Source organism: Mesorhizobium sp. 1B3, assembly GCF_050958605.1.
Lineage (GTDB): Bacteria > Pseudomonadota > Alphaproteobacteria > Rhizobiales > Rhizobiaceae.
Window position 1 is genome coordinate 242,365 of the sequence record NZ_JBJHDO010000005.1, and the last position, 24,317, is coordinate 266,681.

Consider the following 24,317-nt stretch of genomic DNA (forward strand, 5'->3'; position numbering starts at 1 on the left):
AAGGAACAATCGTTTGTTTTTATAAATGCGGAGGAAACGATGATCAAGCTCACATATATGATTTTTCCGCGAGACGATCTCGATCGCGAGGAGGCTCGCAGGCGCTGGATGGAAGACCATGGCGCGCTCATGGAAAAGCACGCCTCCACTCTTCGCGTCGCGCGCTATGTCCAGACGCCGCACGTCACGCATCCGCTCGAGCAAACCATGGCCGCCGCGCGAGGCGCCGTGCTGCAAATCCCGCTGGGGATGGCCGAGATCTATTGGGCGAGCCGCGCGGATTTCGAATACTCCTTCGAGGATCGCGGCGCACGCCGGGCCTACCGCGAGCTGCTCGAGGACGAGAAGCGATTCGCCGCCACAGCGATGTCGCCATGGGTCGGCGAGGAGCGCGAAGTCATTCCGGCCGCGGGCTCGCGATAATGAAAGATCTTCTCTTTCAGCCGCTCAGGCTCGGCGGCATCGAACTGGCCAACCGCGTGGTCATGGCGCCGATGACGCGCAGCCGCGCGAGCTTCGGAGGGGACGTGTCCGCGCACGCGGCCCAGTACTACGGCCAGCGCGCCACCGCCGGCCTGATCCTGACCGAAGCCATCGGCGTCAGCCCGCAGGCGCACGGATATCCTTATACGCCGGGCTTGTGGTCCGACGCACAGGCAAGCGGCTGGGCCGAAGTCGTGAAGGCCGTGCACGCTCGCGGCGGCAGGATCGGGGCGCAGCTCTGGCATGTCGGTCGCGTGTTCTCGCGTGACAACAACCCGCAGGGGGTCGATGCCGTGGGGCCTTCGGCGGTGGCTGCGTCGGGAAAGATCTATGCGCGGGGTGGCTGGCAGGATCTCCCAGTGCCGCGCGCGCTCACGAGCGAGGAGGTTCGCTCGACTGTCGCGGATTTCGCACGCGCTTCCGAGCGGGCGCTGGATCTGGGTTTCGACCTGGTGGAGCTGCACGGCGCCAACGGATATCTGATCGAGCAGTTCCTGTCGGACGAGGCGAACCGCCGCGAGGACGCTTATGGAGGCTCGTCTGAAAGGCGGCTGACCTTCCTGTCCGAGCTCCTCGAGGCAGTTTCCGTCGCATGTGGCGGGCTCGATAGAATCGGCCTGAGGATTTCCCCCTATGGTGATTTCAACGGCATACGACATGGAAATCCAGATCGCGTTTTGCGCGACGTTCTGGACTTGGTCGCGAAGCAGCGCATCGGTTTCCTGCACGTCATCGAACCCGAAGTGTCCGGCGATGGCAGCCGGCGCAATGTGGCTGGCGACGGCGCTCCCGACGTTCTTGCAATCGCGCGGCGCCATTATCCGGGCGTCCTGGTGGCCGCGGGCGGTTACGACCGGGTGCGCGCGGAAGCGGCGCTGGTCGAGAAGCGCGCGGATCTCGTCGCGTTCGGCCGGCCATTTATCTCAAATCCGGACCTGGTGCGGAGAATGCGTCTCGGCGCTCCGTTGGCCGAGTGGGATCGTCCGACATTCTATACGGGGGGACCGGTCGGTTATGTCGACTACCCCGATTTCGAGGGATCCATCGATGCAACTTACGCGCCACCGACCGCCTTGGCGCCGCCACTGAAAGGAGCAGCAACATGACACAGGTGAAGCCGGTCGTTACCCGTTCCGGCACCGAAGATACCGGCACCGCCCAGTCAGGGGACTGCGTGCGCGTTTCCGGGGTCAGCCCTCAGCACACGCCCGCGACGAAGATCTGGTTCGGTCGTGTCAGCAACGAACCAGGCCATCGTTCGCCTCCCCATCATCACGGCGAGGCCGAGACCGGCGGTTATGTCCTCAAGGGCAGCGGGCGTATCTACTTCGGCGAGGGCTATAAGGAATACGTTGACATGTCCGAGGGCGACTTCGTCTTCGTTCCGCCGTTCATGCCGCATGTCGAAGTCAACATGTCGACCACCGACGAACTCGTCTGGCTCACAACCCGCACGCCCAACAACATCGTGATCAACCTGCCCGACGTCGACGACTCCGAGCTCGAGGGTTATCGGCGAGCCTGACGCGAGGTCCGCGCCGCGCCCAGAACTGCGGGGCGCAGGGGGATCGGGCGGCGCAAACCGTGGCGGGAAAGCTGAATAACGGCACCGCCGCAGCTCCTGGATGTGTGGCATCGACATGCCGCGCCGATGTTGCCGCACGCCTGCAAAACCCGCGAACATTGGCCCGAAAAGGCGCTTTGGAAGGGCCTTGACCAACGTCTGCGCTCATGTAAACGTACGGCCGTTAGTTTTTCAAACATGGATTGCGGGACGATGGCAGTCGTCGCGTTCCCGACCGAAAATCGGTAAGTGCCGTTCGCACGCCGCCAACCAAGCTGGAGGAGCTGAAATGAAATTCATGAAGGTGAAGGGCATCTGCGTCGGACTGGCGATCGCGCTCGCGCCAGTTGCCGCCCAGGCACAGGATCCCATAGAAGTCCGTATCTCGTTCAATCAGGCGGAGACGTCGCCTGCGTGGAAGGAAGCGATCAAGGTCTTCGGCGACGAACTCGAAAGCGAAAGTGACGGCCGCTTCAAGGTCACTCACTATCCGGGAGAGGTGCTTCACACCGTGGGCGACGGCTTCCGCGCAACGGCCACCGGCATCACCGACGTCACCTCGGCCTGGCCGGTATACTCGGCGAACAGTTTTCATCTGTTCCACGCGACGGAGCTTCCGCTCGCATTGCCGAACAGCGACGTTGCCGCGGCCCGGGTGGTCGACGAGCTCTACCCGAAATATTTGAAGGACGAATATGAGCGGATGGGCATTCTGCTTGCGTTCAACGCTGTGACGCCGCAGTACGACATTCTCACGACCAAGCCGGTGAAGTCCATCGATGACTTGAAGGGCCTCAAGATCCGCGCGGCAGGCGGCGGCATCACCGAGATCGTCCAACGCTTGGGCGCCATCCCGGTGACGATGACCATCACCGACGCCTACACGGCCTTTCAGCAGGGCGTGGTCGACGGAATCATCTTGAGCACGGCCGACATGGTCGCCTACCGTATGCACGAGGTCGGCAAGTACAACTACCGCATCGGCGTCGTGCGCGTGGCGATCCCCCATGCGGTAAACCGCAAGTTCTACGAAGGCCTTCCTGACGATCTCAAGCAGGTGTTCGCCAAGGCGGCAACGAACGCCACCTATAACTATGAAATGATGTACACGCGCCTGACCGAGCGCGCGCTCGAAACCATGCGCTCCGAAGGCGTCGAAGTCACCGAAGCCAGCGAGACAGATCTCGCTAAGGTGAACGAGCTGGTCGCGCCGATGTGGGAAGCATTCGTCAAGGCCAACGCCGGCCGTGAGGGCGCGTCGGCGGAAGAACTGGTGGCCGACATCCGTGCGCTCACCGAGAAGTACAGCGCCATGTCGGATGAGCAGATCCTTCAGGTCAAGGACTCCGAGCCTGTAGAAGGCCTGCGCTGATCCGATGGGGTAGGGGGCCTGTGCCCCTTGCTCCCTTCATCCCTTCCGAACGGAACAACCAGGTAGCAGCAAGGAGGAGGCTGGTGTGAGACCATTGGCCTGCATCTCGAGAGTACTCTTCTGGATATCGGCCTACGTGTGCCTCCCAGTGATCATGGTCGTGCTGACGGCGGACGTCACCCTGCGCTTCGGTTTCAATTCGCCGATCAGGTGGGCGCAGGAGTTCGCTTCCATCCTGCTATTCGTGTCGATCGTTCTGGCGCTGCCGGAATCCTGGATCAAGGGCGCCCACGTCAGGGCCGACTTCCTTCAGCATCTCATCTCAATGGCTGCGCGGGAGGCCTTCGCGCGGCTGGCGTGGTTCCTCGTCCTCGCCGTATCCGTCGTGATCCTCTGGCAGTGCTGGCGCGACGTCCAGTACATGGTCCTGATCGACGAGAGCACGCCCGAACTTTATGTGCCGCTGGCCTACCTGCGCGGAGTGCTGGCACTGGGCGCCGCATTGTCCGGGCTCATCGCCATCGCCAAACTGCTGAGCCGCCGGCCGATCGCCGACGAGGCGGAAGGAACAGAGCCGTGACCTATCTCGGATATATCGGCTTCGCGGCGCTCATCGCGATGATCGCCGCCGGCATCCCGATCGGACTCGGCCTCATGGTCGTCGGTCTCGCCGGCCTTGCGATCGTCGGCAACATCGACACAGCCATGACGCAGTCTACCATCGCGTTCTGGTCGGAGGGGACGAAGTTCGTTCTCGTCTCGCTCCCCTTCTACGTGCTGATGGGCAATCTGATCTACCACACCGGCATCGCGCGGAACCTGTTCAAGACCGCCTCCAACTGGCTGGGCTGGCTGCCGGGCGGACTGGGTATCGCCTCGGTGTTCGCCTGTGCCGGTTTCGGCGCGGTCAGCGGCTCGAGCACTGCGACCGCCCGAACCATGGGCGCGATCGTCATTCCTGAGATGCGCCGCTACGGGTACGGCATGCGCCTGGCCACCGGGGTGATGTCGTCGGCCGGCACGCTCGGCATCCTTATCCCGCCGAGCATTATCCTGATTTTCTACGGATTGCTCACGGAAACCTCCGTCGGCAAGCTGTTCATCGCCGGCATAATTCCGGGCTTCCTCATTGCCTGCATCTTTGCGGCGATCGTGCTGGCGATCTCGATCATCGATCCCTCCCAAGGGGGCAAGCGCGAGCCGGCCGAAGCGGTCAGCTGGCGCGACCGCATCGATTCCCTTGCCTATATCCTGCCGGTGCTGGCGATCTTCGCGTCGATCTTCGGTGGTCTCTATCTCGGCGTCTTCACGCCAACCGAATCTGCGGTGTTCGGTGTCGTCGCCGTACTGATATACGGCGCGCTCACGCGCAGCCTCACTGTTGAGGCGATCCGCGCGTCACTGGCCGACGCCGCGCTGGTGACCGCCATGCTCTTCCTGATCATCGTCGGCGGCATGCTGTTCACCCGCTTTCTCGCCCAGACCGGATTCACCGCTTCGATCGTTCAGCTGATCGTCTCGCTCGATCTGTCCTATGTCGAGTTTATCATAGCCATCACGCTGCTGTATCTGGTCCTCGGCTGCGTGCTCGACCTGTTCGGCATGCTTATCCTGACGGTTCCGATCCTCTTCCCGCTCGCCATGCAGCTTGGCATCGACCCCGTGTGGTTCGGCATCTATGTGGTGATCGTGGCCGAGATCGGGCTCGTGACACCGCCCCTCGGCGTCAATGTCTTCGTGATCCACACGGTGGCGCGCGACGTGCCGCTTGGTCAGATATTCAGAGGCTGCCTTCCCTTCGTTGTAGGGCTGCTGCTGTTCGTGGCGATCATGGCTATCTGGCCACAGGTCGTTCTCTACCTGGTCAACTAGCGGCTTGGCGAATTCCTTCGGATGCTGACCGCAAGCATGCCGGCCGCGCGATGGCCGCGTCCGGCATCTCTTCATACAGGATGATGTCATGAAACTCGCGAGCTACAGCGTGGCCGACGCCACCACATATGGTCTGCTCTCCGCCGACGGGACGGGGCTGATCGACTTGAAGGCACGGTTTCCGGAAGCGCCGACGCTAAAGGCGCTGATGTCCGCACCGGACTGGCAATCCAAGTTGGAAAAACTTGATGAGGCCGCCGAGCACCGGCTTGAGGACGTCCGGTTTCTCCCCGTGATACCGGATCCGGACAAGATATTGTGCATCGGAATAAACTACGCCGGACACGTCAAGGAGACCGGCCGCGAAATGCCCGACAAGCCCATGGTGTTCGTGCGCTTTGCCAACTCGCAGATCGGGCACTGCCAACCCATGCTGCGGCCGAAGGTCTCGGAGCGCTTCGATTTTGAAGGGGAACTCGCGATCGTCATCGGAAGGACGGCACGCTATGTCAGTCCCGAGGAGGCGCTTGCCTGTATCGCCGGTTACAGCTGCTATAACGACGGCAGCGTCCGCGACTGGCAGCGACATACCACGCAGTTTACTCCGGGCAAGAATTTTCCGGCGACCGGGGCTTTCGGCCCCTGGCTGGTGACTCGCGATGAGGTCGGTGAGATCGGCCCACAGAGAATCGTTACCCGCTTGAACGGCGATGTGGTCCAGCAGGCGACCTTTGAGGATCTCATTTTTGGGGTGCAGGAGCTTGTATCCTACTGCTCCGCGTTTACGCTGCTCCAACCGGGGGACGTCATAATCACAGGTACCCCAGCCGGGGTCGGAGCCTTCCGTACACCGCCTAAATGGTTGAAAGAAGGAGATACGGTCGAAGTCGAGATCGATTGTGTCGGAGTTCTACGAAACACCGTCGTTGACGAACACATTTAAAGCTCGACGTGACCCGATCGGCTGGCAGGCCGGCAGGCTACAACCTCGCCCAGGGCGTGCAACTACGCCTCCAGCATGGGCAGGACGGTCGATTGTTTCACTTGTCCCAGCGCGAAGCTCGATTCGATGGATGCCACGCCCTCCAACCGCGTCAGTTTCTGCTTGAGGAAAGTCTCGTAGGCGGGCAAGTCCTTCACCACGATGCGCAACAGGAAGTCGCGCTGGCCTGTCATGAGATAGCAATCCACGATCTCCGGCCAGCGCTCCACCGCCGCGGCGAAGCGGTCGAGTTCCTCTTCGCGCTGGCGCTCGAGCTTGATCGAGGCAAAGACGCTAATCGGAAGCCCGACCTTGGTCTGGTCGACGACGGCGACATAACCTTTGATCACCCCGGCAGCCTCGAGCAGCCGGACACGGCGCGCGCAAGGGGAGGGCGACAGCCCGGCTTTCTGACCGAGCTGTTCCGTTGTCAGTCGGGCATCCTGCTGCAAGGCGACGAGCAGCTTGCGATCAGTGGCGTCGATTTCGGCTTTTGGCATGGAAGGGTCTCGAATCTAGAAATGTTAGCTGGCAGAGCCACATTAGCGCCAGCGTGCCGTCGAGAATAGCTACGATCACTCCGACACTCCCGCTAAGGTCGAACAGACCAGTTGGAGGACTTTGGGAATGGACGAGAGGCTGGCTTACCTCGCCGAGCTCGAAAAGAAGGTGTTGTGGCTCTCGACTTGGATGATCCACAACGCCAACCATCAACGACCGAACGAGGACGGTCTCAAGGTCGGCGGCCATCAGGCGTCGTCGGCGTCGCTCGCAACGATCATGACCGCGCTCTACTTCGCCGTGCTCAGGCCGGAGGACAGGGTGGCAGTCAAACCGCATGCCAGCCCCGTTTTCCACGCCATTCAGTACCTTCTCGGCAACCAGACACAGGAGAAGCTCGAGGCTTTCCGGGCCTACAAGGGCGCCCAGTCCTATCCTTCGCGCACCAAGGATGTCGACGATGTCGACTTCTCGACCGGCTCTGTCGGGCTTGGTGTGGCGCAGACACTTTTCGCCGCGCTCGTCCAAGATTATCTCGGTGCCAAGGGTTTGCTGAAGGACCGCGCCGAAGGCCGAATGGTGGCCCTGATCGGCGATGCCGAAATGGACGAGGGCAACATTTTCGAAGCCCTGCTCGAGGGCTGGAAACATGGCCTGCGCAATACCTGGTGGGTGGTCGACTACAACAGACAGAGCCTCGATGCCGTTGTCCGCGAGGGCCTCTGGGAGCGGTTCGAGGTCATGTTCCGGAATTTCGGCTGGGATGTGGTCGTTCTCAAATACGGCTCCCTGCTCCAGGCCGCCTTCGCAGAGCCCGGCGGTGAACGGCTCCGCGAATGGATCGATAATTGTCCAAATCAGCTCTACTCGGCGCTGACCTTTCAGGGTGGGGCGGCGTGGCGCAAGCGCCTGCTCGACGAACTCGGCGACCAAGGCCCGCTGTCGAAACTGATCGAACGAAGGACTGACGAAGAACTCGCCAGGCTGATGACAAATCTCGCCGGCCACGACCTGCCCACACTGGTGGAAGCGTTCGAGCGGGCCCGCGACCATGACCGGCCGGTCTGTTTCATCACCTACACGATTAAAGGATTTGGACTGCCGCTCGCCGGGCACAAGGACAATCATGCCGGCCTGATGACACCGAACCAGGTCGAGGCGTTGCAGGCCCGGATGGCGGTGCGCACGGGGCATGAATGGGAACCTTTCGAAGGACTGTCGATCGATGCTGGTCCGCTTTCAGCCTTCCTTGGAAAGGTACCGTTTGCGAAGGAGGGGCGCCGCCGCTATCGATCGCCGACACTGTCGGTTCCATCGCGCCTCGATTTCACCGCGCAGCCGGTGATGTCGACCCAGCAGGGTTTCGGTCTCATCATGCACGAGATCGCCAAGCAGGACAGTGAGTTCAGCGACCGCCTCGTGACCGCGTCCCCGGATGTTACCGTATCGACCAATCTCGGACCGTGGGTGAACCGTCGTGGCCTGTTTGCCAGATCCGAACTGGCGGACGTCTTTCGGCGTGAGCGAATTCCCTCGACTTTCACGTGGGACTTCTCGCCCAAAGGGCAGCATATGGAGCTCGGCATTGCCGAGATGAACCTCTTCATCATGCTGTCTGCGCTCGGCCTTTCGCACTCCATCTTCGGAGAGAGATTGCTGCCGGTCGGAACCGTCTACGATCCCTTCATCGAGCGCGGTCTCGATGCGCTGAATTATGCCTGCTATCAGGACGCCCGCTTCATTCTCGCCGCCACCCCTTCGGGCGTCACCCTCGCGCCGGAAGGCGGTGCCCACCAGTCCATTGCGACGCCGCTCATCGGCCTGGGGCAGGACGGGCTCGCAAGCTTCGAGCCGGCCTTCGTCGACGAACTTGCGGCCATCCTCCGTTTCGGCTTCGAATATATCCAACGTGACGGAGAATCGGTTCCCGACGAAGTCGACTGGCTGCGCGACGCAGCCGGAGGATCGGTCTATCTCCGACTGTCGACCCGCCCGATCGAGCAGCCCCGGCGCGACATGGACCCGACCTTGGCGGAGGACATCGTCAAGGGTGGTTACTGGCTGCGGCGACCGGGGCCGAATGCCCAGATCGTTGTGGCCTATATGGGAGCGGTCGGGCCGGAGGCAATCGAGGCGATCGGATTGATGGGCGAAGACCGGCGCGACGTCGGCTTGCTCGCCGTGACCTCCGCCGACAGATTGTATGCCGGCTGGACGGCCGCCCAGCGCGCCCGCGAGCGCGGTCTCGTTCATGCGCGCTGTCACGCCGAACGACTGCTCGCGGATGTTCCGGGCAATTGCGGCCTGGTGACGGTGATGGACGGCCATCCTGCCACCCTTTCGTGGCTCGGCGGCGTGTTCGGGCACAAGACCCGCGGGCTCGGAGTCGAGCATTTCGGACAGACCGGCACGGTGGCCGACCTTTATCGCCACTACGGCATCGACGCCCAGGGCATTGTGGCGGCCGCCCAGACAATCGCGGCGGGAAGACCGATCCGTCATCTGCGACTTGCTTGATCGGGCGCCCTCGTCGTTTGTTACCATTTCTGCGAAAAAGGTAACAACGACTGGGGCGTGCCACGAACTGACGGGTACCTTCAGTCCTGGGACTGCTATCCTGAGACTCGCAACCGAAATCCTCGACCGCGTCGAAGCTTCAAGGGTTTCAACCCGATCTGCATAGCCGGTGACCTCCATTCCAGCCTTGTGCCCGATTTTGTCCGCCATGCCGGCGACGCGTTTCCAGCCAATATGCCTTGTCAGGCATTTCGACAGCCAGAACCACGGCTACATCAGTTGCACGCTTACGAAGGACCTATGGACCACCGAACTCAGAACCATCGATCGTACCGATCGCGCCGGCGGGATTGTTAGAGCGGATAGAACCTTTGGTCGAAAACGGTAAAGCCGGAGCAAAGGAAGCGTAATGAACCGCCAGAACATCGATCAAATCGCCAGCATCTTTGCGCCGTACGAAACGTTGCTCGTCAGCCTTCTTCAGCGCTGGGACGGCACCATGGCGGAAGGCGACGGCTCGCATGACCAATCGCACCTGATGCGCGTGTGGAAACTCGTCCGCCAGATATCGGCAACGGAAGCTGAAGTTGACATGGAAAGCCTGGCTATCGCCACGCTGTTCCATGACTGCGTTTCTGTCGAAAAGAACTCCTCGCAGCGCGCCATGGCGTCCCGCCTGTCAGCAGAAGCTACCCGCGGCTTGCTTCGTCAGGTCGGCTGGCAAGAGGAACGCATCGAAGCCGTCGCCCACGCGATCGAGGCTCACAGCTTCTCGGCTGGCATCGAGCCAAGAACGCGCGAGGCGGCCATTCTTCGTGATGCCGACCGCCTCGATGCACTCGGTGCGCTCGGGATTGCCCGGGTGTTCTATGTCGCTGGCAGGCTTGGAACCCCGCTTTATGACGTGGACGACCCCTTCGCTGAGCGCCGCCCTTATGACGACAGACGCTTTGCCATCGATCACTTCCAGACCAAGCTGTTTAAGTTGACCGACGGCCTGGTGACAAAGGCAGGCAAGGAAATTGGTCGGCAGCGCACCGACCTCATGAGGGCCTTTGTCGGGGACTTTGCGCGTGAAATCCTCGATCCGACGATGCAATGAGCTCTCTGCCGAAGTCTCACACATTGTTGTAGCGCCGGTGCTCGATTGCCTCAGCGAGTGGCGCGTATTCCTCGCGCCGGCCATTCACCGGCCGGCAGGACAAAAGCCCGCTCGGGCATTCACGGTCGTCATCCCATCCGATATGGTCGATGATCGGGTAAAGGCAGATGCCTTCGACCGGAACGCCGGCTGCGCGTGCCGCCTCGACCTCGGCGACCATCATAGAGAACCAGGCCACGCGTCCATCCCCTTCAATGCCGGTTTCGGCGACGAGCAGCGGACGCCCGTAGCGGGCAAACGCTTCGGTGAGGAAGTAACGAAAGGGCTTTGACTGCGGATGGTCGGCGGCGATCGAGGTGCTTCCGAACAGCCACTGGTTGTCATGATAGTAGTTAAGGCCGACGATATCCAACAGTTTCGTCTCACCTCCAAGTTGGGGCCAGAGGTGTCCGGCAATCATATCGAAAGCCTGGAACTGCGCCAATCGCGCCGCTTCGGCCTCGCCGCGCTGCTGCGGCCGGGACTCATCAGCGACGATGTTGATGGCCGGTTCACAATGGACCAAACGCGCCCGCGAATCGACGTTCAGGATCTCGTGCATCGCCGCAATGGCTGCGCGGGCGAGCTGAACCTTTAGCTCGAAGCCACGCCCGCGCGCATGAGGATTGAAATAAGCCACGTCGCCGCCAGCCCAGGCGTGGAACGAGATCTCGTTGATTGGGCAATAGAAGGGGATCGCGTCTGTTTCGTCCCGAACGATCCGCGCTGCGGCGGAGGCAAAGCGCGCGAAGCGGCTGACAAAATCCGGCGACCAGATGTCGATATCGTCCGGCCAGCCATAGTGCATCAAATCCCACACCACCTGTACCTGCTGGCCCTGTGCCGCGCGCAGTAATGGCAGGAAACTCGACCAATCGTAGCGGCCAGCGGCTTGTTCGATAAAATGCCAGCGCAGTCCATCGCGGACTGTACTGATGCCGTGTGCGGTGAGCTGTGCATAGTCGGCAGCTGCATGCTTGTCGTGGCCGGTCGCCGAAAGCAGATCGAGACGGCGTCCGTCGCGTCGTTTATGGGTGGAGCATTCGAAGCCGCCCTGGATGAAACTGGAAAGGATGGATGGAGTAGGGGCGGGCACCCGCTCGGCCAGAACAGTTTCGAAAAGCGTCTGCCACTGGGGTGCCACGACCTCGAGCGCGTAGTTGGTCTGAACCTTCCTGCGCAGTGCATGGCCTAACCGCGCGCGCAGCGTCGGATTGCATGCCAGGTGTTCGATTGCTGCCGCAACGTCCGCCGGGGTTTCATGGGGCACGAACAGACCCGAGACACCGTGCTCCATCTGCTGGGTCGAGCCATTGTCGGCCGTCGCGACCACCGGCAGGCCCGCCGCCCCAGCCTCCGAGATGACATGTGGCATGCCTTCGCCGCGGGACAGCCAGACGAAGACGTCCATCGCCGAAAGAAGGGCAGGTACGTCCGGGCGGTCGCCAAGGAAGGTCATGGTATCGGAGAGACCATGCAGGTTCGCAAGCCGCCGCAACGTTTCGGCGTAGTCCGGCATGAAGGCGTCCGGGCCCCCGACTATGACAAAGCGGACGTGCGGCAGCCGGGGGCATATGATCGCGGCGGCCTCGATAAAGTCCTCGACGCGTTTCTTGGCATCCAACCTGCCAACCCAACCAACGAGCACCATATCCTCGCTCAGGCCGAGTTCGGCACGCATTCGGGCGCGATCGCATGGTGTGAACTCGCTTAGATCGACCATGGAAGGGATTTCCAGCGCGCAATGTTCGCGGCCGGGCATCTTCAAGGCCGCGGCCTCCCGGATGGTGCGGCAGACACCGACATAGCGGCTGGTGAAATGCTTGGGACCCGCAAGAGCTTCGGATACCAGGCCGCCATGCTCGATCAGCGGCGGGCGCCAACGGAGCTTCTCGAGGGCAGGGTAGATGTCGGCAACGTTTTGGCAGGAAACGACCACGTCGTAGGCCGGGATCTTGTGCGCCAGATAATCGACCGTGTCCTCGAACGAGAGGTCGTATGGCACGCAGTCGACATCGACGCCGAGCGCTTCCAACTGACGGTGAGTCTGATCCGCCATGCCCGGTTTGCGGAAACATACGACGACGTCGAGGCGGTATCGCTTCGGATCCAACGCGCGAGCAAGCAGCCGAACTTCTGTCTCTTCGCCACCAACGACCAACCAGGCAAAGACGAACAAGATGCGTACAGGCGTCGGATTTTTGTCGGTCATTCGAAGCTGAACACGATCTGGAGGAACTCGGGGCGATCGGCAACGAGATGCGACAGGAAGGAAGGTGCTTCATCGACCGGCACGATATGCGTGATCATCTCGCGGCGGATCGCCTCGCCGTACCTTTCGAGAAGCGCGAGCGTCTCTGCCGAAAGTCGACGACGGTCCCACCGATGCCCAAGCCCGCGGGGCACCCGGCCGATCTGCGCGCAGCGTAGCGACAGTCCGTTGTGATGGAATTCTTCGCCCAAGCGGGCCCCGTCTGCGCCGCCCTGATAAAAGGCAAGGTCGATGACCGTGCCTTGTGGTCGTAACGCTCGGAGCGCGTCCTGCAGGCTTTCAGATCGGGCCCGCGTCTGGAAGACGAAGTCAGCTCCGCGGTCCTGGCCGCCATGATGCCAGCGAGATTTGGCGTGCTGCCAAGCCTGAGCCTCCGACATGGCCGTCAACCCGAGCGATTCGGCTTTCTCCCGGCGCCAGCGAGATGGTTCCGCAACGACGATCTCGGCACCTAGCATTTGGGCGAACAGCGCGGTCAAGAGCCCCACCGTGCCGCAGCCAAAGACGACCACCGGGCGTCCCGGAAGGCTTTCGCCGAGACGGCGGACATCGGGACCAAAGGTTTCGGCGTCGGCATGCAGGATTCCGTTGGCGGCGATCGGGCCCATCTGTGCCACGAAGATGCCGAGCATCGGGTCGACACCGTCAGGCATTCCGACCAGCAACTCGTGAAAGGGGTCGGCGGTGTGGCCTGATTTGTGACCATAGCTCGCGGCAATCACCTCGCCGGTGACGAAGCCGCCCGCGCGGCTCTCGGTGATCCGTCCAACCTCCATGTAGCCGAGGAACGGCACGGGAAACGGTGCGCTAGGTTCGCCATCGACAAAGACGCAGCGCTCATTATCCCAGCGCGAATGCAGGTAGGGGTTTGTGTCCTTCAAGAAAGTCAGCTCTGTACCCGCCGAGAAGCCGCTATAGACGGCTTCGAGCCGAACCTGCCCTTCCGCAGGCGGCCCTTCCTCATAGGAGAAGAAATAGGGTTTTCCAGGCGCCTCGATCCCCAAAGAGCGGATGGTTCGATATTCAGGCACCAGCCGGCTCCCCCAGAAAATCATCAACTGCAACCGGCTGTCGCGACACGACCGATTGTGCGATTGCCAGCGCGACACGGTGCGTCTTGAACGCCTCGCCATAGGGGCAGCGGACGCAATTCGGCAGCCCTCTTACGGCATCCAGGAAATCTCGGTCCTCGCGCTCGACGGGATCCCCTATCGCCTGCCGCACCGGGCGACCCCGCCCAATATCGACCATGAGTTCTCGGTCGGACAGTTCGATCGCTAGGCCATTGCAGAAAAGGTGAAGGCCGGTACGATGGCCCCAGTCCAGCAGACAGGTCGCCGCCAGTGAGCCCACTGCGCCCGAAGCGAAGCGCAGCGAGACGGCGGTGGCGGTCGCGATGTCGAGATCGGGAAATTCGATGCGCGGGACCGTGTGAGCTCCTTGCGCATAGACTTCGGTCACCTCGCCCACGAGGTGGCGGGCGAGGTCGATGATGTGCGTCGCTTGCTCGACGACTTGGCCGCCGGACCGGTCCTGCCGCCACCACCATTGCGGCGGCGGCGTCCGGTCGAGCCAGTGTCCCATAACCAGCGCGGCCGGGTTGCCCGCAAGCAGGCCGCGTGCTTCCTCGACGGTGTCCAGGTAGCGCCAATGATAACCTACGGCGGTAGCGAGGTGATGCTCCTCGACGAGACAGGCAATGCGCTCTGCGGTTGCAACGTCGAGTGATAACGGCTTTTCGACAAAGAAAGGGAGACCTGCAGCGATGACTGTCGCTTCGACCTCGCCATGTGCAAAAGGCGGAATGCAGACATAAACCGCGTCGAGGCGCTCACTTTCGATCAGTTCTTCATGAGAGTTGTAGGCACGGGCGCCAAGCCTTCCGGCAAGATCGACCGCGCGCGCGAAATCGGGATCGGCGATGCCGATGATAGCGACGTCGTCCATACCGGATAAAACTCCGATATGCCTTGCAGCAATCCCTCCGGCTCCTATGAAGCCGATCCTGAGCCGTTCGTGTCCTCCTTTCATGCTTCGCACATCCTTTCCATCGTCGCGCGGTAAAGCGCCGAAATTTCGCGTCCCATGCGAGCCGCCGTGAACCGTTCTTCGAAGCGCTGCCTGGCTCGGATGCCGATAACCCGACTTGCAAGTCGGTCGGACAGAGCCTTGATGATCGCTGCCGCGATGAGGGAGGTATCGGCGGGAGGTGCGAGAAAAGGATAGTCCTGTCCTAGCGCCTCGACGGTGCCACCGACCCGGGTCGCAACGATAGGAATGGCGAGCGCCATCGCTTCCAGCACGACAAGGGGCAGGCCTTCGAAAAGCGACGGCAGCACAAACAGATCAGCGGCGGCGAGAAGATCCGGCACGTCCGCGCGTCGGCCGAGAAAAGCGACGTTGGACAGGTTCAGGGAAGCGGCCAGGGCCCGCATTGCCGTCTGTTCAGGGCCGTCGCCGACCAAGAGGAAAACAGTTTGCGGCAACTGAGACGACACTGTTGCCGCAGCCTGCAGCAAAGAATTGTACCCTTTCTGTGCCGTGAAGCGCGCGACCGTGATTACGATCCGCGCCTCTTCCGGGATCGAAAGGGCCGCGCGGGTTTCGCTGCGTGCTCGTCGTGCGACAGGCACGTCAATGCCGTTTCTGATGGTGACGATGTGGATGAAGCCTTCGGCCCGGTAGCTTGCAGCGGCCGCGTCCGAAACGACAACGAGCGCATCGGCAAGGGTCGCGGCCATGCGATGGCGGGATTTCTGTTCCGGATCGGTGATCAGGTAGGGGAGGTGCTCCGTACGCACGACGGGAATGCCCGCCTTCCGGCCGGCCTCGACCAGTTCGTGGCCTTCCCAGCCGATGCCGGCGTGGACGTGAAGGAGCGCGGGATGTCGCGACCTGACCCATGCAGCGAAGTGCTCTCCGAGCGCAATGGTCTCAAATCCCGCATCGGCGGCACGGGCGAGGAAACGTGGCCCGTCGCCGTGCGATGGGAAGGCGAGCACGATGCCATATGTGGGCACGAGCACGCCCGCGAGCGTCAGCATGTGTTCGCCCACGCCCGAGGGCACGGCACTGTCCGTGGCCAGCACGATCAGGCGAGGATCCTCTGTCATTCGGCCGCCGAGGTCCAGGTCTGGACGGCCTCCGACTTTTCCAGGCGGCGGAAGGTGGCAAGAGCCTGTCCGACCACCTGGTCCATATTGTAGTATTTGTAGGTGCCAAGACGGCCGACGAAGATCACATCGTCCTGTGTACGCGCCAGCGCTTCATATTGTTTGTAAAGCGTCTGATTCTCCGGCCGTGGGATCGGATAATAAGGATCGCCATCGGCGCGAGCAAATTCGTAGGAAATGCTCGTCCTGGCATGGCGCTGACCCGTCAAATGCTTGTATTCCGTTACGCGGGTGTAAGGCACCTCCTCCGAAGGATAATTCACCACCGCGACTGGCTGGTACTGCTCGCAGTCAAGTGTCTCGTGGTGAAACACGAGGCTTCGGTAAGGAAGGGGCCCGAACCGATGGTCGAAATACACATCGATGGGGCCGGTAAAGATCGTTCGGCGCGCCAGTTTCTCATGTCGCGTGTCGCGATGATCGACGCCGGTTTCGACACGGATGTTGTCGTGATCCAGCATGTTTTCGAAAAGCTGCGTGAAGCCTTCCGCGGGCATCGCCTGATACGTGTCGAGGAAATAGCGATCGTCGGTCGAGGTGCGAGTCGGAATGCGAGCGGTCACCGATTTGTCGAGTTCCGACGGATCAAGACCCCATTGCTTGCGCGTATAACCCTCGAAGAAGGTGCGGTAGAGATCGGTGCCAACCTGGGAGACGACCACGTCGCGTGAGGTGCGGATGTCTGCCACCGGCTCGGCGCGGGTGGCCAGGAACGCGGCAGCGCTCGCCTCATCCTGTAGCTCAACGCCATAGAGCCTGTTGAGTGTCGTGCGGTTGATCGGGATGGGCAGGAGGGTGCCGGCCACGGCCGCGAGCACTCGATGCTCATAAGGTCGCCACCGCGTAAAGCGCGAGAGATAGTCAAAGATTTCCTGGCTGTTGGTGTGAAAAATATGCGGGCCGTATTTGTGAACGAGGATGCCGGCTTCGTCGCGGAAGTCGAAAGTGTTGCCGGCTATGTGGGAGCGCTGGTCGCAAAGAAAGATCCGCTTACCGGACGCGGCGAGACGTTCGGCCAGCACCGAGCCGGCGAAGCCGGCGCCGACAATCAGGTAATCATAGGGGGTTCGGCCGCTTGGTCGGAAGATCACGGGCCTCGCCGGCTTTTCGGCCTTCCTCGCGATCGCCTCGTCAACCATCGAAGACATCCGCATGAAGGTCTGGTCCCAGGAGGTGCGCGCCAGGAGCGTATCGACGGCAGGTAGCCAGGCGTCCGGGTTGTGTGACAACGCAAGTGCGCGTTCGCAGGCGTTGACGAACGCATCTGCATTGCGGGCGATCAACACGCCCTCGACATCGGCGTAATGGCGAACAACATCGGCGACCGGCGTCGACACGACGGGCCGGCCGGCAGCGAGATATTCCGGTGTCTTGGTTGGGCTGATGAATCGCGTCGCCTCGTTTATTGCGAAAGGCATGAGCGCGACGTCCCAGCCGGACAGACAGGCCGGGAGCTCCGCATAGTCCTTGCGGCCGAGATAGTGGATGTTGCTCGCCTGGGGCAGCGCCGCAGGATCGATCTTGGCCACGGGTCCCACCATGACGATCGACCAGTTGGGCCGCGCCGCAGCCAGCGCCGCGATCAGGTCTAGGTCGATGCGCTCGTCGATCACGCCGTAATAGCCGAGTATCGGCTTTTGAAGCTGCCGCAGATCGGCGCCCGCATCGGTGAGCCTTCGGGCAACGGCGAAATGCGCGACGTCGACGCTCGAGGGAAACGGATGAATGTTGTCGTGTAGATGTCTCTTCGCCTCGAAGATGCTGTGGCCACCGGTGAAGACGGCGTCGGCGCGGCGCATGAGCATCGCCTCGCAGCTGCGCAGCTCCGGTGGTGCGAAGCGAAAGGCGGACAGCTCGTCCATGCAGTCATAGATCACTGCCGCTGCATCGAGGTGCTGTGCGACAGGATACATCATCGGCGTATAGAACCACAGGACCGGCCGATCGGCCCGGTGCAGAACGAGCAATTGGTCGAGCAGCCGCGATAAGGCGGCTTGCAGCCGTTCGCCCTGCCAAGCGTGCGGAACGCGAGGGCGTACCGCTATCACGCTGGTGTCATCGAACGCGTGGAATTCCAGATAGGGCAGATGATGATCGGTGGGGATGTGCTCTTCCCAGAAGAACACGGAGCGCTCGCGGCCAAAACGCTGCATGAGATGCTGCGGCCGCTGAAGGACGAAATCCCAGCGCAGATGCGAAAAACATATGAGCGGTGAGACTGTGTGATTTGATTGCAGCGCGACAGGTGAGGGTGAGACCGGAATGGTGGAATCGTTCAATATTCTCGACCTTAGATAGGCGACAGGGGTCTGTCGCGGGCTGGAAATTTTCCAGGTCAAGAACCTTGATGAACGTCGCTTGTTCCGGGCATCCGAGGCGGAAGCGGTTTTTATTTTAGCGCCTTTTAACATATGTTGATTTTTAGGCTTTCCGGAGCGAAGGGGCGCGTTCGCTACCACCAATTCGGTGACGGTAACGATCTTCCTCTTGGTGAATTGCTTCAGCGTGCGCGCCTTCTGACTGACATCGGCATCGCTGTCGTCGCCATCAATCAGCGCTGTTCAGACGACCCCGCGCAGCAAGCTTCCGGCTATCGCGGCATTGCTCCGCATTGCCGGACGTTATTGATGACGTCGTGTTTATGCATGGACGACCGAGCAAGAAATTCGCACCCAAACGCACGCTTTCGTGCTCGGCTGCTTCCCGCGATTTCCGCGAAAGCGTCGCTCACCCGTTGTTCTGAACGACCATGCACTCGTAGGATTGCGCTCGTAGCTCTTTGCAGGCCGAGGCTGCGGCAGACCGAGCATCGAAGCCGGTGAACCTTGCCCGGTAGAGGGTTGCCGCACCATTTGTAATCGCCTCCGTGTGAGGCGCGATGTGTTCGAAGCGGCCGGAGATACCCGTTTGTGCCTCCGACAGCAGCGCCAGTGCTGAATCTCGCGAATCCGTCGCCGCGATCTGCACCTCCCACGGACTGCGCTCCGCCGTCACTTCCTCTGATGCAAACGCCTGAATGATGTCTGCGACACCGTCGTCAGATGAGGCGATCTGAACATTCTCTTGCCGGTCGGCCGGCATCGGGATCGGAATATTCACTTTGGGTAGTGTGATCCCGGGTTTCCTGTTCGACTGGGCGATCGCGGCTCCGTTTCCTATGGTTGCCTTGGGCATCGCCGCATCCAACAGGGCCGCCATGCGATTGTCACGGCTTCGCGCCGTCTTTCCGCCTAGGACCACGCCGACTACGTGCCTGCCCTTGTCATTGACAGCCGTGACGATGTTGAAGCCGGAGGCATTGGTGAAGCCCGTCTTGATGCCGTCCATACCCTTGTATCGGTACATCAGGTTGTTATGTCCCCGGATGTGGCGGCCGCGGAACTTGAAGGACTTCGTCGAAAAGAGCGCGTACTCCTTTGGATAGTCGCGCTGAAGGGCCATACCAAGCTTGGCCATATCACGCGCAGTGGTGACTTGACGCTTGTCGGGCAGGCCGGAACCATTCCGGAAAGTGGTTTGCTTCATGCCGAGCGCCCGAGCCTTTCGCGTCAGAAACGTTCCACAATTTCCCTGTGGTCCAGCCAGGTGATCACACATGGCCTCCGCGGCGTCATTGGCGGATCTGATGATCATTCCCAAAACGGCTTCGCGCACGGTAAGCTTTTCGCCCGCCCGCAGGCCGAGCTTGGTGGGAACCGTCGCGGCCCCCCTTTTTGTCATCGTGATCCTTTTATCCCAGGTGAGGCGACCGTCGTGCAGCGCCTCGAAAGTCGCATAGAGCGTCATCATCTTGGTCAATGATGCTGGATAGTTCTTAACGTCCGCATTTTTGCTGCTGAGAACTTTTCCAGTGTTCGCATCAATCAAGAAGTGAGCATATCCAGCATAGACCGGCGCTACGGAAGTAATAGTTGCTGCGATTGCAATCGATATCTGCGCTCGGAATGACGTAAATATACTCCAGAATCCGCCATGCATCGCCTAAACCGCCCTGACACCGCCTTGTATTTTCGAACAGTTGTAGTGGCGTATTTCGGCAACGCGAACGCTAAAATTTTATCGGTTTGAATCTTGATTAAGAAATTATGAACAGCCTAGCGAGTTCGAGAGACAAGGCAAAGGAAGAGGAGACGTGACCGTCGAACAGCCGCTCTCAGCTTGTGAATGCGAACTTCCCCACGGCCAAACGTCGCCGAGTGTCGCGGCCGAGCTCCGCGGTGAAGCCCGGGAGACTGAGCGCATCGGCGGCGACGGCGCGGACGTTATCCTGAGACACGGTCCTCGTCGTCGATCAGAACGAGGCAGGCTCGCCGCATCTCCAAGGCACGAGGTTCAGATCTTGTCGCGGTCGGACCGGACGCAGAACTTCTCACCACAAGCCGTTATCGCTAGAAGCGATGAGTCGCAGCGCGAAGGCTTGCGTCCTCGCCTCTCCGATCGTCTCATCTGCTCACGCCGTGCCGCATCTGCACCAAGGTCGAGAGGCGGTTCTTGTCAAGCTGCGCTCTCGCGCTACCTCAAAACAGTGAACGTCGCCGGGAAACTCCGCGCGTCTTCATTGGTCTTCCTCGTGGCGATCATGAAGCGCGTTGCGACCGAGATGCCGATCCAAAAATTCAAGGGGGGACTGCTCCAAGCCTGCTCATTGAGAGAGAAATGCAATGAAAAAACCTTCAAGCGCAGGACATTCGAGGATCCGCACCGCCGATGTTACCCGCCGAGAGCTTCTCGAGACAGCCGCGATCACGGGGGCTGCCGTTGCGGGAGGACATTGGATGCCAGGAACAATACCGCAGGCCATTGCGCAGCAAGGTGGCGCGCCGCCCGCTAAGCTCGACGTCGTCTTGCGCGTCAACGGAACCGAGCATGCGTTGACGCTCGACTCTCGGACGACGCTGCTTGACGCATTGCGCGAGCACCTGAATTTGACAGGCTCCAAAAAGGGCTGTGGCCTTGGCCAGTGCGGCGCCTGCACGGTGCTCGTGGATGGCAAGCGCGTAAAATCCTGCCTGTCGCTTGCAGCACTTGTTGAAGGCCGCGAGATCACGACAATCGAGGGCCTGGCTCGGGGTGATGAACTCCACCCCTTGCAGGCCGCCTTCATCGAACGCGACGCTTTCCAGTGCGGTTATTGCACCTCCGGGCAGATCATGGCCGGCATCGCCTGCATCTCGGAGGGGCATGCCGGCTCGCCGGAGGAGATCCGCGAGTGGATGAGCGGCAATCTGTGCCGCTGCGGCGCCTACGACCACATAGTCGCCGCCATTCAGGACGCGGCGGAAACCTCTTCGCAGCCGAGGGGGTGAACCATGCACCCATTCATTCTTGAACGTCCGCGCGATATCAACGCCGCAGTGGCGCTTGGTGCGCAGTCCGGTCGCAACGATGCGCCCGTCGAATACATCGCCGGCGGCACCGATATGGTGCAGCTTCTCCAGGAAAACGTGCGCCGGCCCGATCGGCTGGTGAGCCTCGCAGGTCTTCTCGACAATCGCATCGAAGCAGGACCGCAGGGCCTCCGGCTGGGGGCCGCGGCCACGATGGCCGAGGTGGCGGCCCATCCCGGCGTGATCGAGCATTTTCCTGTCGTTTCCGAGTCGCTCTTGAACTCCGCGAGCCCCCAGGTGCGCAATCAGGCGACCATGGGTGGCAATCTCCTGCAGCGCACCCGCTGCCCCTATTTTCGAGATGTGGGCTATGCCGCGTGCAACAAGCGCGCGCCAGATTCCGGCTGCGCCGCCATGGATGGCGAAAACCGTTGGCATGCCGTGCTCGGTACCAGCGAGAACTGCATCGCGGTCCATCCTTCGGATCTCGCGGTCGCGCTGGTTGCGCTGGATGCCTCCATCGAGATTCAGGATGCCGGCGGGGAACACAGCGTCCCGCTCGCGGACTTGCACCGATTGCCTGGCAACACCCCGCACATCGAAACGATATTGCAAGCAGGCGAGGTGATTACCGCAATCACGGTGCCGGCGAGCCCGGCAGCGCGGCGCTCGCATTATCTCAAGGTGCGCGACCGCGCATCTTTCGAGTTCGCCGTGGTATCCGCGGCCGTGGTGTTGGACATGGATGGCGATCGCATCCGCCAGGCACGCATTGCCCTTGGCGGCGTTGCTCCCAAGCCTTGGCGCGTGCCCGATGTTGAAGCGGCCCTGGCCGGCGTCAGCCTCGATCCGGCGGAGCTCCGCCCCGCGGCTGCCCGGGTTGCAGAAGGCGCGCAAGGGCGCGGGCATAACGACTTCAAGATCGAACTCATGCAGCGCGCCATCGTGCTTGCGGTCGAAACCGCGGGAGCTCGCGCATGACCACCGCTATCATTGGGCAACCCATCAGCCGGGTCGATGGTCGCCAGAAGGTCACCGGCCAGGCTGCCTATGCCGCCGAGTTTGATCAGCCAGGTCAAGCCTACGCGGCGGTTGTGCGGAGCACGATCGCGTCCGGCCGCATCGCCTCGATCGAAACGGGAATAGCGGAGCGGACGCCCGGCACCATCGCCGTTCTCACTCATCACAATGCAACCAAGCTCGCCTATGCTCCGCATAAAGGATTCACGGATCCGAAAGTTGGCGAGCGTCTGCACGTATTGCAGGACGACCGGGTGAACCATCAGGGACAGCCAATTGCGCTTGTGATCGCAGAAACGCTGGAACAGGCAACCCATGCGGCGACATTGGTGCATGTCAGCTATGCGCCCGAAAACGGATCGACGGACTTCACCGTCGTTGAACCGGCCCTGCCGACACGGCAACAGACCGACCAAGGCTCGAGCCATCCGTCGGAAACGCGGCGCGGCGATCCCGAAGGCGCGCTCGCGGCCGCCGAGGTAAAGGTCGACGCCACCTATGTGATCCCGCGCGAAAACCACAATCCGATCGAAATGCACGCCACGATAGCCGCTTGGGAGGGTGACCGTCTGACGTTGTGGGACAAGACGCAATGGGTGAGTGGGGTGGCCGGGGAGATTGCCGCCATATTCGGCATTCCGTCAGAAAATGTCCACGTCGTTTCGCCCTTCGTTGGCGGTGCCTTCGGTTCAGGATTGCGGGCTTGGTCGCACGTGACGCTTGCTGCGCTCGCTGCGCGTGTTGCTGCACGGCCCGTGAAATTGATGCTGTCGCGCCGCGAGATGTATTACGGCACCGGATTCCGCCCCCATACGATCCAGCGGGTCGCCCTCGGCGCGTCGCGCGACGGCCGCCTCTCCGCCATCGTCCACGACGCTTATCAGGAGACCTCCACTTTCGAGGAGTACACGGAGGCACTCCTCGACGCGACCGGGTTCTTGCATTCATGCCCGAACGTTTACACCCGCCATCGCCTCGCGCGGCTGAACGTGCACACCCCGACCTGGATGCGCGCCCCAGGCGAGGCAAGCGGCGTGTTCGCGCTCGAATCCGCCGTCGACGAGCTCGCGGTGGCGCTTGACATCGATCCCGTCGAGCTCCGGCTGCGCAACGAGCCGGAACGGGACGAGTCCAAGAAGCTGCCGTTCTCGAGCCGCTCGACGCGGGAATGCTATCGGATCGGCGCCGAGCGTTTCGGCTGGAGCCGGCGCACCCCCGAGCCGCGCTCGATGCGCGAGGGAAGGTTGCTGTTAGGCTGGGGCATGGCAAGCGCGACCTATCCGATGAACTTCGCACCCGCGTCAGCAATGGCGCGGCTTCTGCCCGACGGGACCGCGGAGGTGGCGAGTGCGGCGAGCGATATGGGCCCGGGAACGTGGACGTCGATGACGCAGGTCGCGGCCGATACGCTGGGCCTGCCCATTGAGCGCGTCAAATTCACGTTGGGCGACAGTCGGTTGCCCAAGACGCCTCCCCATGGCGGCTCGATGACCATGGCGAGCGTCGGCAGCGCGGTCCAGGCGGCGTGTCGCAAGGCGCGGGAGGACGCGCTCGCACGCGCCGGCGCGAACGACCTGGCCGAAGCCATGCGGCGCATCGCCCAGCCGGTCGAGGCTTCGGCCGACATGAAGCCGAGCGATGCGAGCGAGCGATACTCCATGCATGCCTTCGGCGCCGTGTTCGTGGAAGTTGCCGTCGACCCGGATCTCGGGCAGACGCGCGTGCGGCGCATGGTCGGCGCTTACGGCGCCGGCCGCGTCGTCAACCCCAAGACGAGCCGCAGCCAATGCATCGGCGGCATGATCGGCGGCATTGGCATGGCTCTTATGGAGCATTCCGTCGTTGATGCGCGCAACGGCCGGATTGTGAACGCCAACCTGGCCGAATATGCGTTGCCGGTTCATGCCGATGCTCCGCCGGTCATGGACGTCGTCTTCGTGGACGAGCATGATCCGCACGTGAACCCGCTCGGCGTGAAGGGGTTAGGAGAGATCGCCATTGTCGGTGTCGCATCGGCCATCACGAACGCCGTCTTCCACGCCACCGGCAAACGCATCCGCGAGCTGCCCGTCACGCCGGACAAGCTGCTGTGA

19 protein-coding genes are annotated in these 24,317 nt (G+C 61.9%); 12 read left to right on the plus strand and 7 right to left on the minus strand.

All coding sequences use genetic code 11. The features are described 5' to 3' along the window. Positions 1-39: 39 nt before the first annotated feature. The 7 genes from ACCO56_RS15845 to ACCO56_RS15875 all read left to right on the plus strand — a co-directional run bounded on the left by ACCO56_RS15845 (position 40) and on the right by ACCO56_RS15875 (position 6,234). On the plus strand, positions 40-423 hold the full coding sequence (locus ACCO56_RS15845; RefSeq protein WP_433641743.1) for an EthD domain-containing protein: 384 nt from the start codon (positions 40-42) through the stop codon (positions 421-423). Further along, positions 423-1,589, plus strand: coding sequence for an alkene reductase (locus tag ACCO56_RS15850; RefSeq protein ID WP_433641745.1), 1,167 nt, complete (start codon positions 423-425; stop codon positions 1,587-1,589). The genes ACCO56_RS15845 and ACCO56_RS15850 overlap by 1 nt, the downstream gene beginning before the upstream one ends. Further along, positions 1,586-2,008: a cupin domain-containing protein gene (locus tag ACCO56_RS15855; protein ID WP_433641746.1), complete on the plus strand. Its 423-nt coding sequence runs from the start codon at positions 1,586-1,588 to the stop codon at positions 2,006-2,008. Before ACCO56_RS15850 ends, ACCO56_RS15855 begins: the two co-directional genes overlap by 4 nt. A 328-nt stretch (positions 2,009-2,336) precedes the next feature. Further along, the gene (locus tag ACCO56_RS15860) at positions 2,337-3,419 is read left to right on the plus strand and encodes a TRAP transporter substrate-binding protein (protein WP_433641747.1); all 1,083 of its coding nucleotides are present in this window, start codon (positions 2,337-2,339) and stop codon (positions 3,417-3,419) included. 85 nt (positions 3,420-3,504) lie between these two features. Further along, on the plus strand, positions 3,505-3,999 hold the full coding sequence (locus ACCO56_RS15865; RefSeq protein WP_433641748.1) for a TRAP transporter small permease: 495 nt from the start codon (positions 3,505-3,507) through the stop codon (positions 3,997-3,999). After that, on the plus strand, positions 3,996-5,291 hold the full coding sequence (locus tag ACCO56_RS15870; RefSeq protein WP_433641749.1) for a TRAP transporter large permease: 1,296 nt from the start codon (positions 3,996-3,998) through the stop codon (positions 5,289-5,291). The genes ACCO56_RS15865 and ACCO56_RS15870 overlap by 4 nt, the downstream gene beginning before the upstream one ends. An 88-nt stretch (positions 5,292-5,379) precedes the next feature. Then, positions 5,380-6,234, plus strand: coding sequence for a fumarylacetoacetate hydrolase family protein (locus tag ACCO56_RS15875; RefSeq protein ID WP_433641750.1), 855 nt, complete (start codon positions 5,380-5,382; stop codon positions 6,232-6,234). Between the two features lie 62 nt (positions 6,235-6,296). Here the strand turns inward: ACCO56_RS15875 and ACCO56_RS15880 are convergent, their stop codons facing one another. Next, positions 6,297-6,773, minus strand: a complete 477-nt coding sequence (locus tag ACCO56_RS15880) for an Lrp/AsnC family transcriptional regulator (RefSeq protein WP_433641751.1) — start codon at positions 6,771-6,773, stop codon at positions 6,297-6,299. Positions 6,774-6,900: 127 nt separating this feature from the next. Here ACCO56_RS15880 and ACCO56_RS15885 point away from each other — a divergent pair, with 127 nt between their 5' ends. Together ACCO56_RS15885 and ACCO56_RS15890 are read left to right on the plus strand one after the other, a co-directional pair. Next, entirely contained in the window at positions 6,901-9,291 is a 2,391-nt protein-coding gene (locus ACCO56_RS15885) for a transketolase (protein ID WP_433641752.1), read from the plus strand. A 409-nt stretch (positions 9,292-9,700) separates the two neighbouring features. After that, positions 9,701-10,393, plus strand: coding sequence for an HD domain-containing protein (locus ACCO56_RS15890; protein ID WP_433641753.1), 693 nt, complete (start codon positions 9,701-9,703; stop codon positions 10,391-10,393). Positions 10,394-10,409: 16 nt separating this feature from the next. Here ACCO56_RS15890 and ACCO56_RS15895 read toward each other — a convergent pair whose 3' ends face one another. The 6 genes from ACCO56_RS15895 to ACCO56_RS15920 all read right to left on the minus strand — a co-directional run bounded on the left by ACCO56_RS15895 (position 10,410) and on the right by ACCO56_RS15920 (position 19,744). Beyond that, entirely contained in the window at positions 10,410-12,644 is a 2,235-nt protein-coding gene (locus ACCO56_RS15895) for a glycosyltransferase family 4 protein (protein ID WP_433641754.1), read from the minus strand. Continuing rightward, complete coding sequence (locus ACCO56_RS15900) at positions 12,641-13,735, minus strand: zinc-dependent alcohol dehydrogenase (RefSeq protein WP_433641755.1); 1,095 nt, start codon at positions 13,733-13,735, stop codon at positions 12,641-12,643. Before ACCO56_RS15900 ends, ACCO56_RS15895 begins: the two co-directional genes overlap by 4 nt. Continuing rightward, complete coding sequence (locus tag ACCO56_RS15905; RefSeq protein WP_433641756.1) at positions 13,728-14,735, minus strand: Gfo/Idh/MocA family protein; 1,008 nt, start codon at positions 14,733-14,735, stop codon at positions 13,728-13,730. The genes ACCO56_RS15900 and ACCO56_RS15905 overlap by 8 nt, the downstream gene beginning before the upstream one ends. Further along, on the minus strand, positions 14,732-15,817 hold the full coding sequence (locus ACCO56_RS15910) for a glycosyltransferase (protein ID WP_433641757.1): 1,086 nt from the start codon (positions 15,815-15,817) through the stop codon (positions 14,732-14,734). The genes ACCO56_RS15905 and ACCO56_RS15910 overlap by 4 nt, the downstream gene beginning before the upstream one ends. Further along, a complete protein-coding gene (gene glf / locus ACCO56_RS15915) occupies positions 15,814-18,030 on the minus strand; it encodes a UDP-galactopyranose mutase (protein WP_433641758.1) in 2,217 nt (738 codons plus the stop codon). The genes ACCO56_RS15910 and glf overlap by 4 nt, the downstream gene beginning before the upstream one ends. Before the next feature lie 574 nt (positions 18,031-18,604). Continuing rightward, a complete protein-coding gene (locus ACCO56_RS15920) occupies positions 18,605-19,744 on the minus strand; it encodes a D-alanyl-D-alanine carboxypeptidase (protein ID WP_433641759.1) in 1,140 nt (379 codons plus the stop codon). A gap of 908 nt (positions 19,745-20,652) precedes the next feature. Here ACCO56_RS15920 and ACCO56_RS15925 point away from each other — a divergent pair. From ACCO56_RS15925 to ACCO56_RS15935, 3 genes are read left to right on the plus strand one after another with little or no spacing between them, the layout of a single operon-like run. Next, entirely contained in the window at positions 20,653-21,183 is a 531-nt protein-coding gene (locus ACCO56_RS15925; RefSeq protein ID WP_433641760.1) for a (2Fe-2S)-binding protein, read from the plus strand. 3 nt (positions 21,184-21,186) lie between these two features. Next, positions 21,187-22,185: an FAD binding domain-containing protein gene (locus tag ACCO56_RS15930; protein ID WP_433641761.1), complete on the plus strand. Its 999-nt coding sequence runs from the start codon at positions 21,187-21,189 to the stop codon at positions 22,183-22,185. Beyond that, the gene (locus ACCO56_RS15935) at positions 22,182-24,317 is read left to right on the plus strand and encodes a xanthine dehydrogenase family protein molybdopterin-binding subunit (protein ID WP_433641762.1); all 2,136 of its coding nucleotides are present in this window, start codon (positions 22,182-22,184) and stop codon (positions 24,315-24,317) included. Before ACCO56_RS15930 ends, ACCO56_RS15935 begins: the two co-directional genes overlap by 4 nt.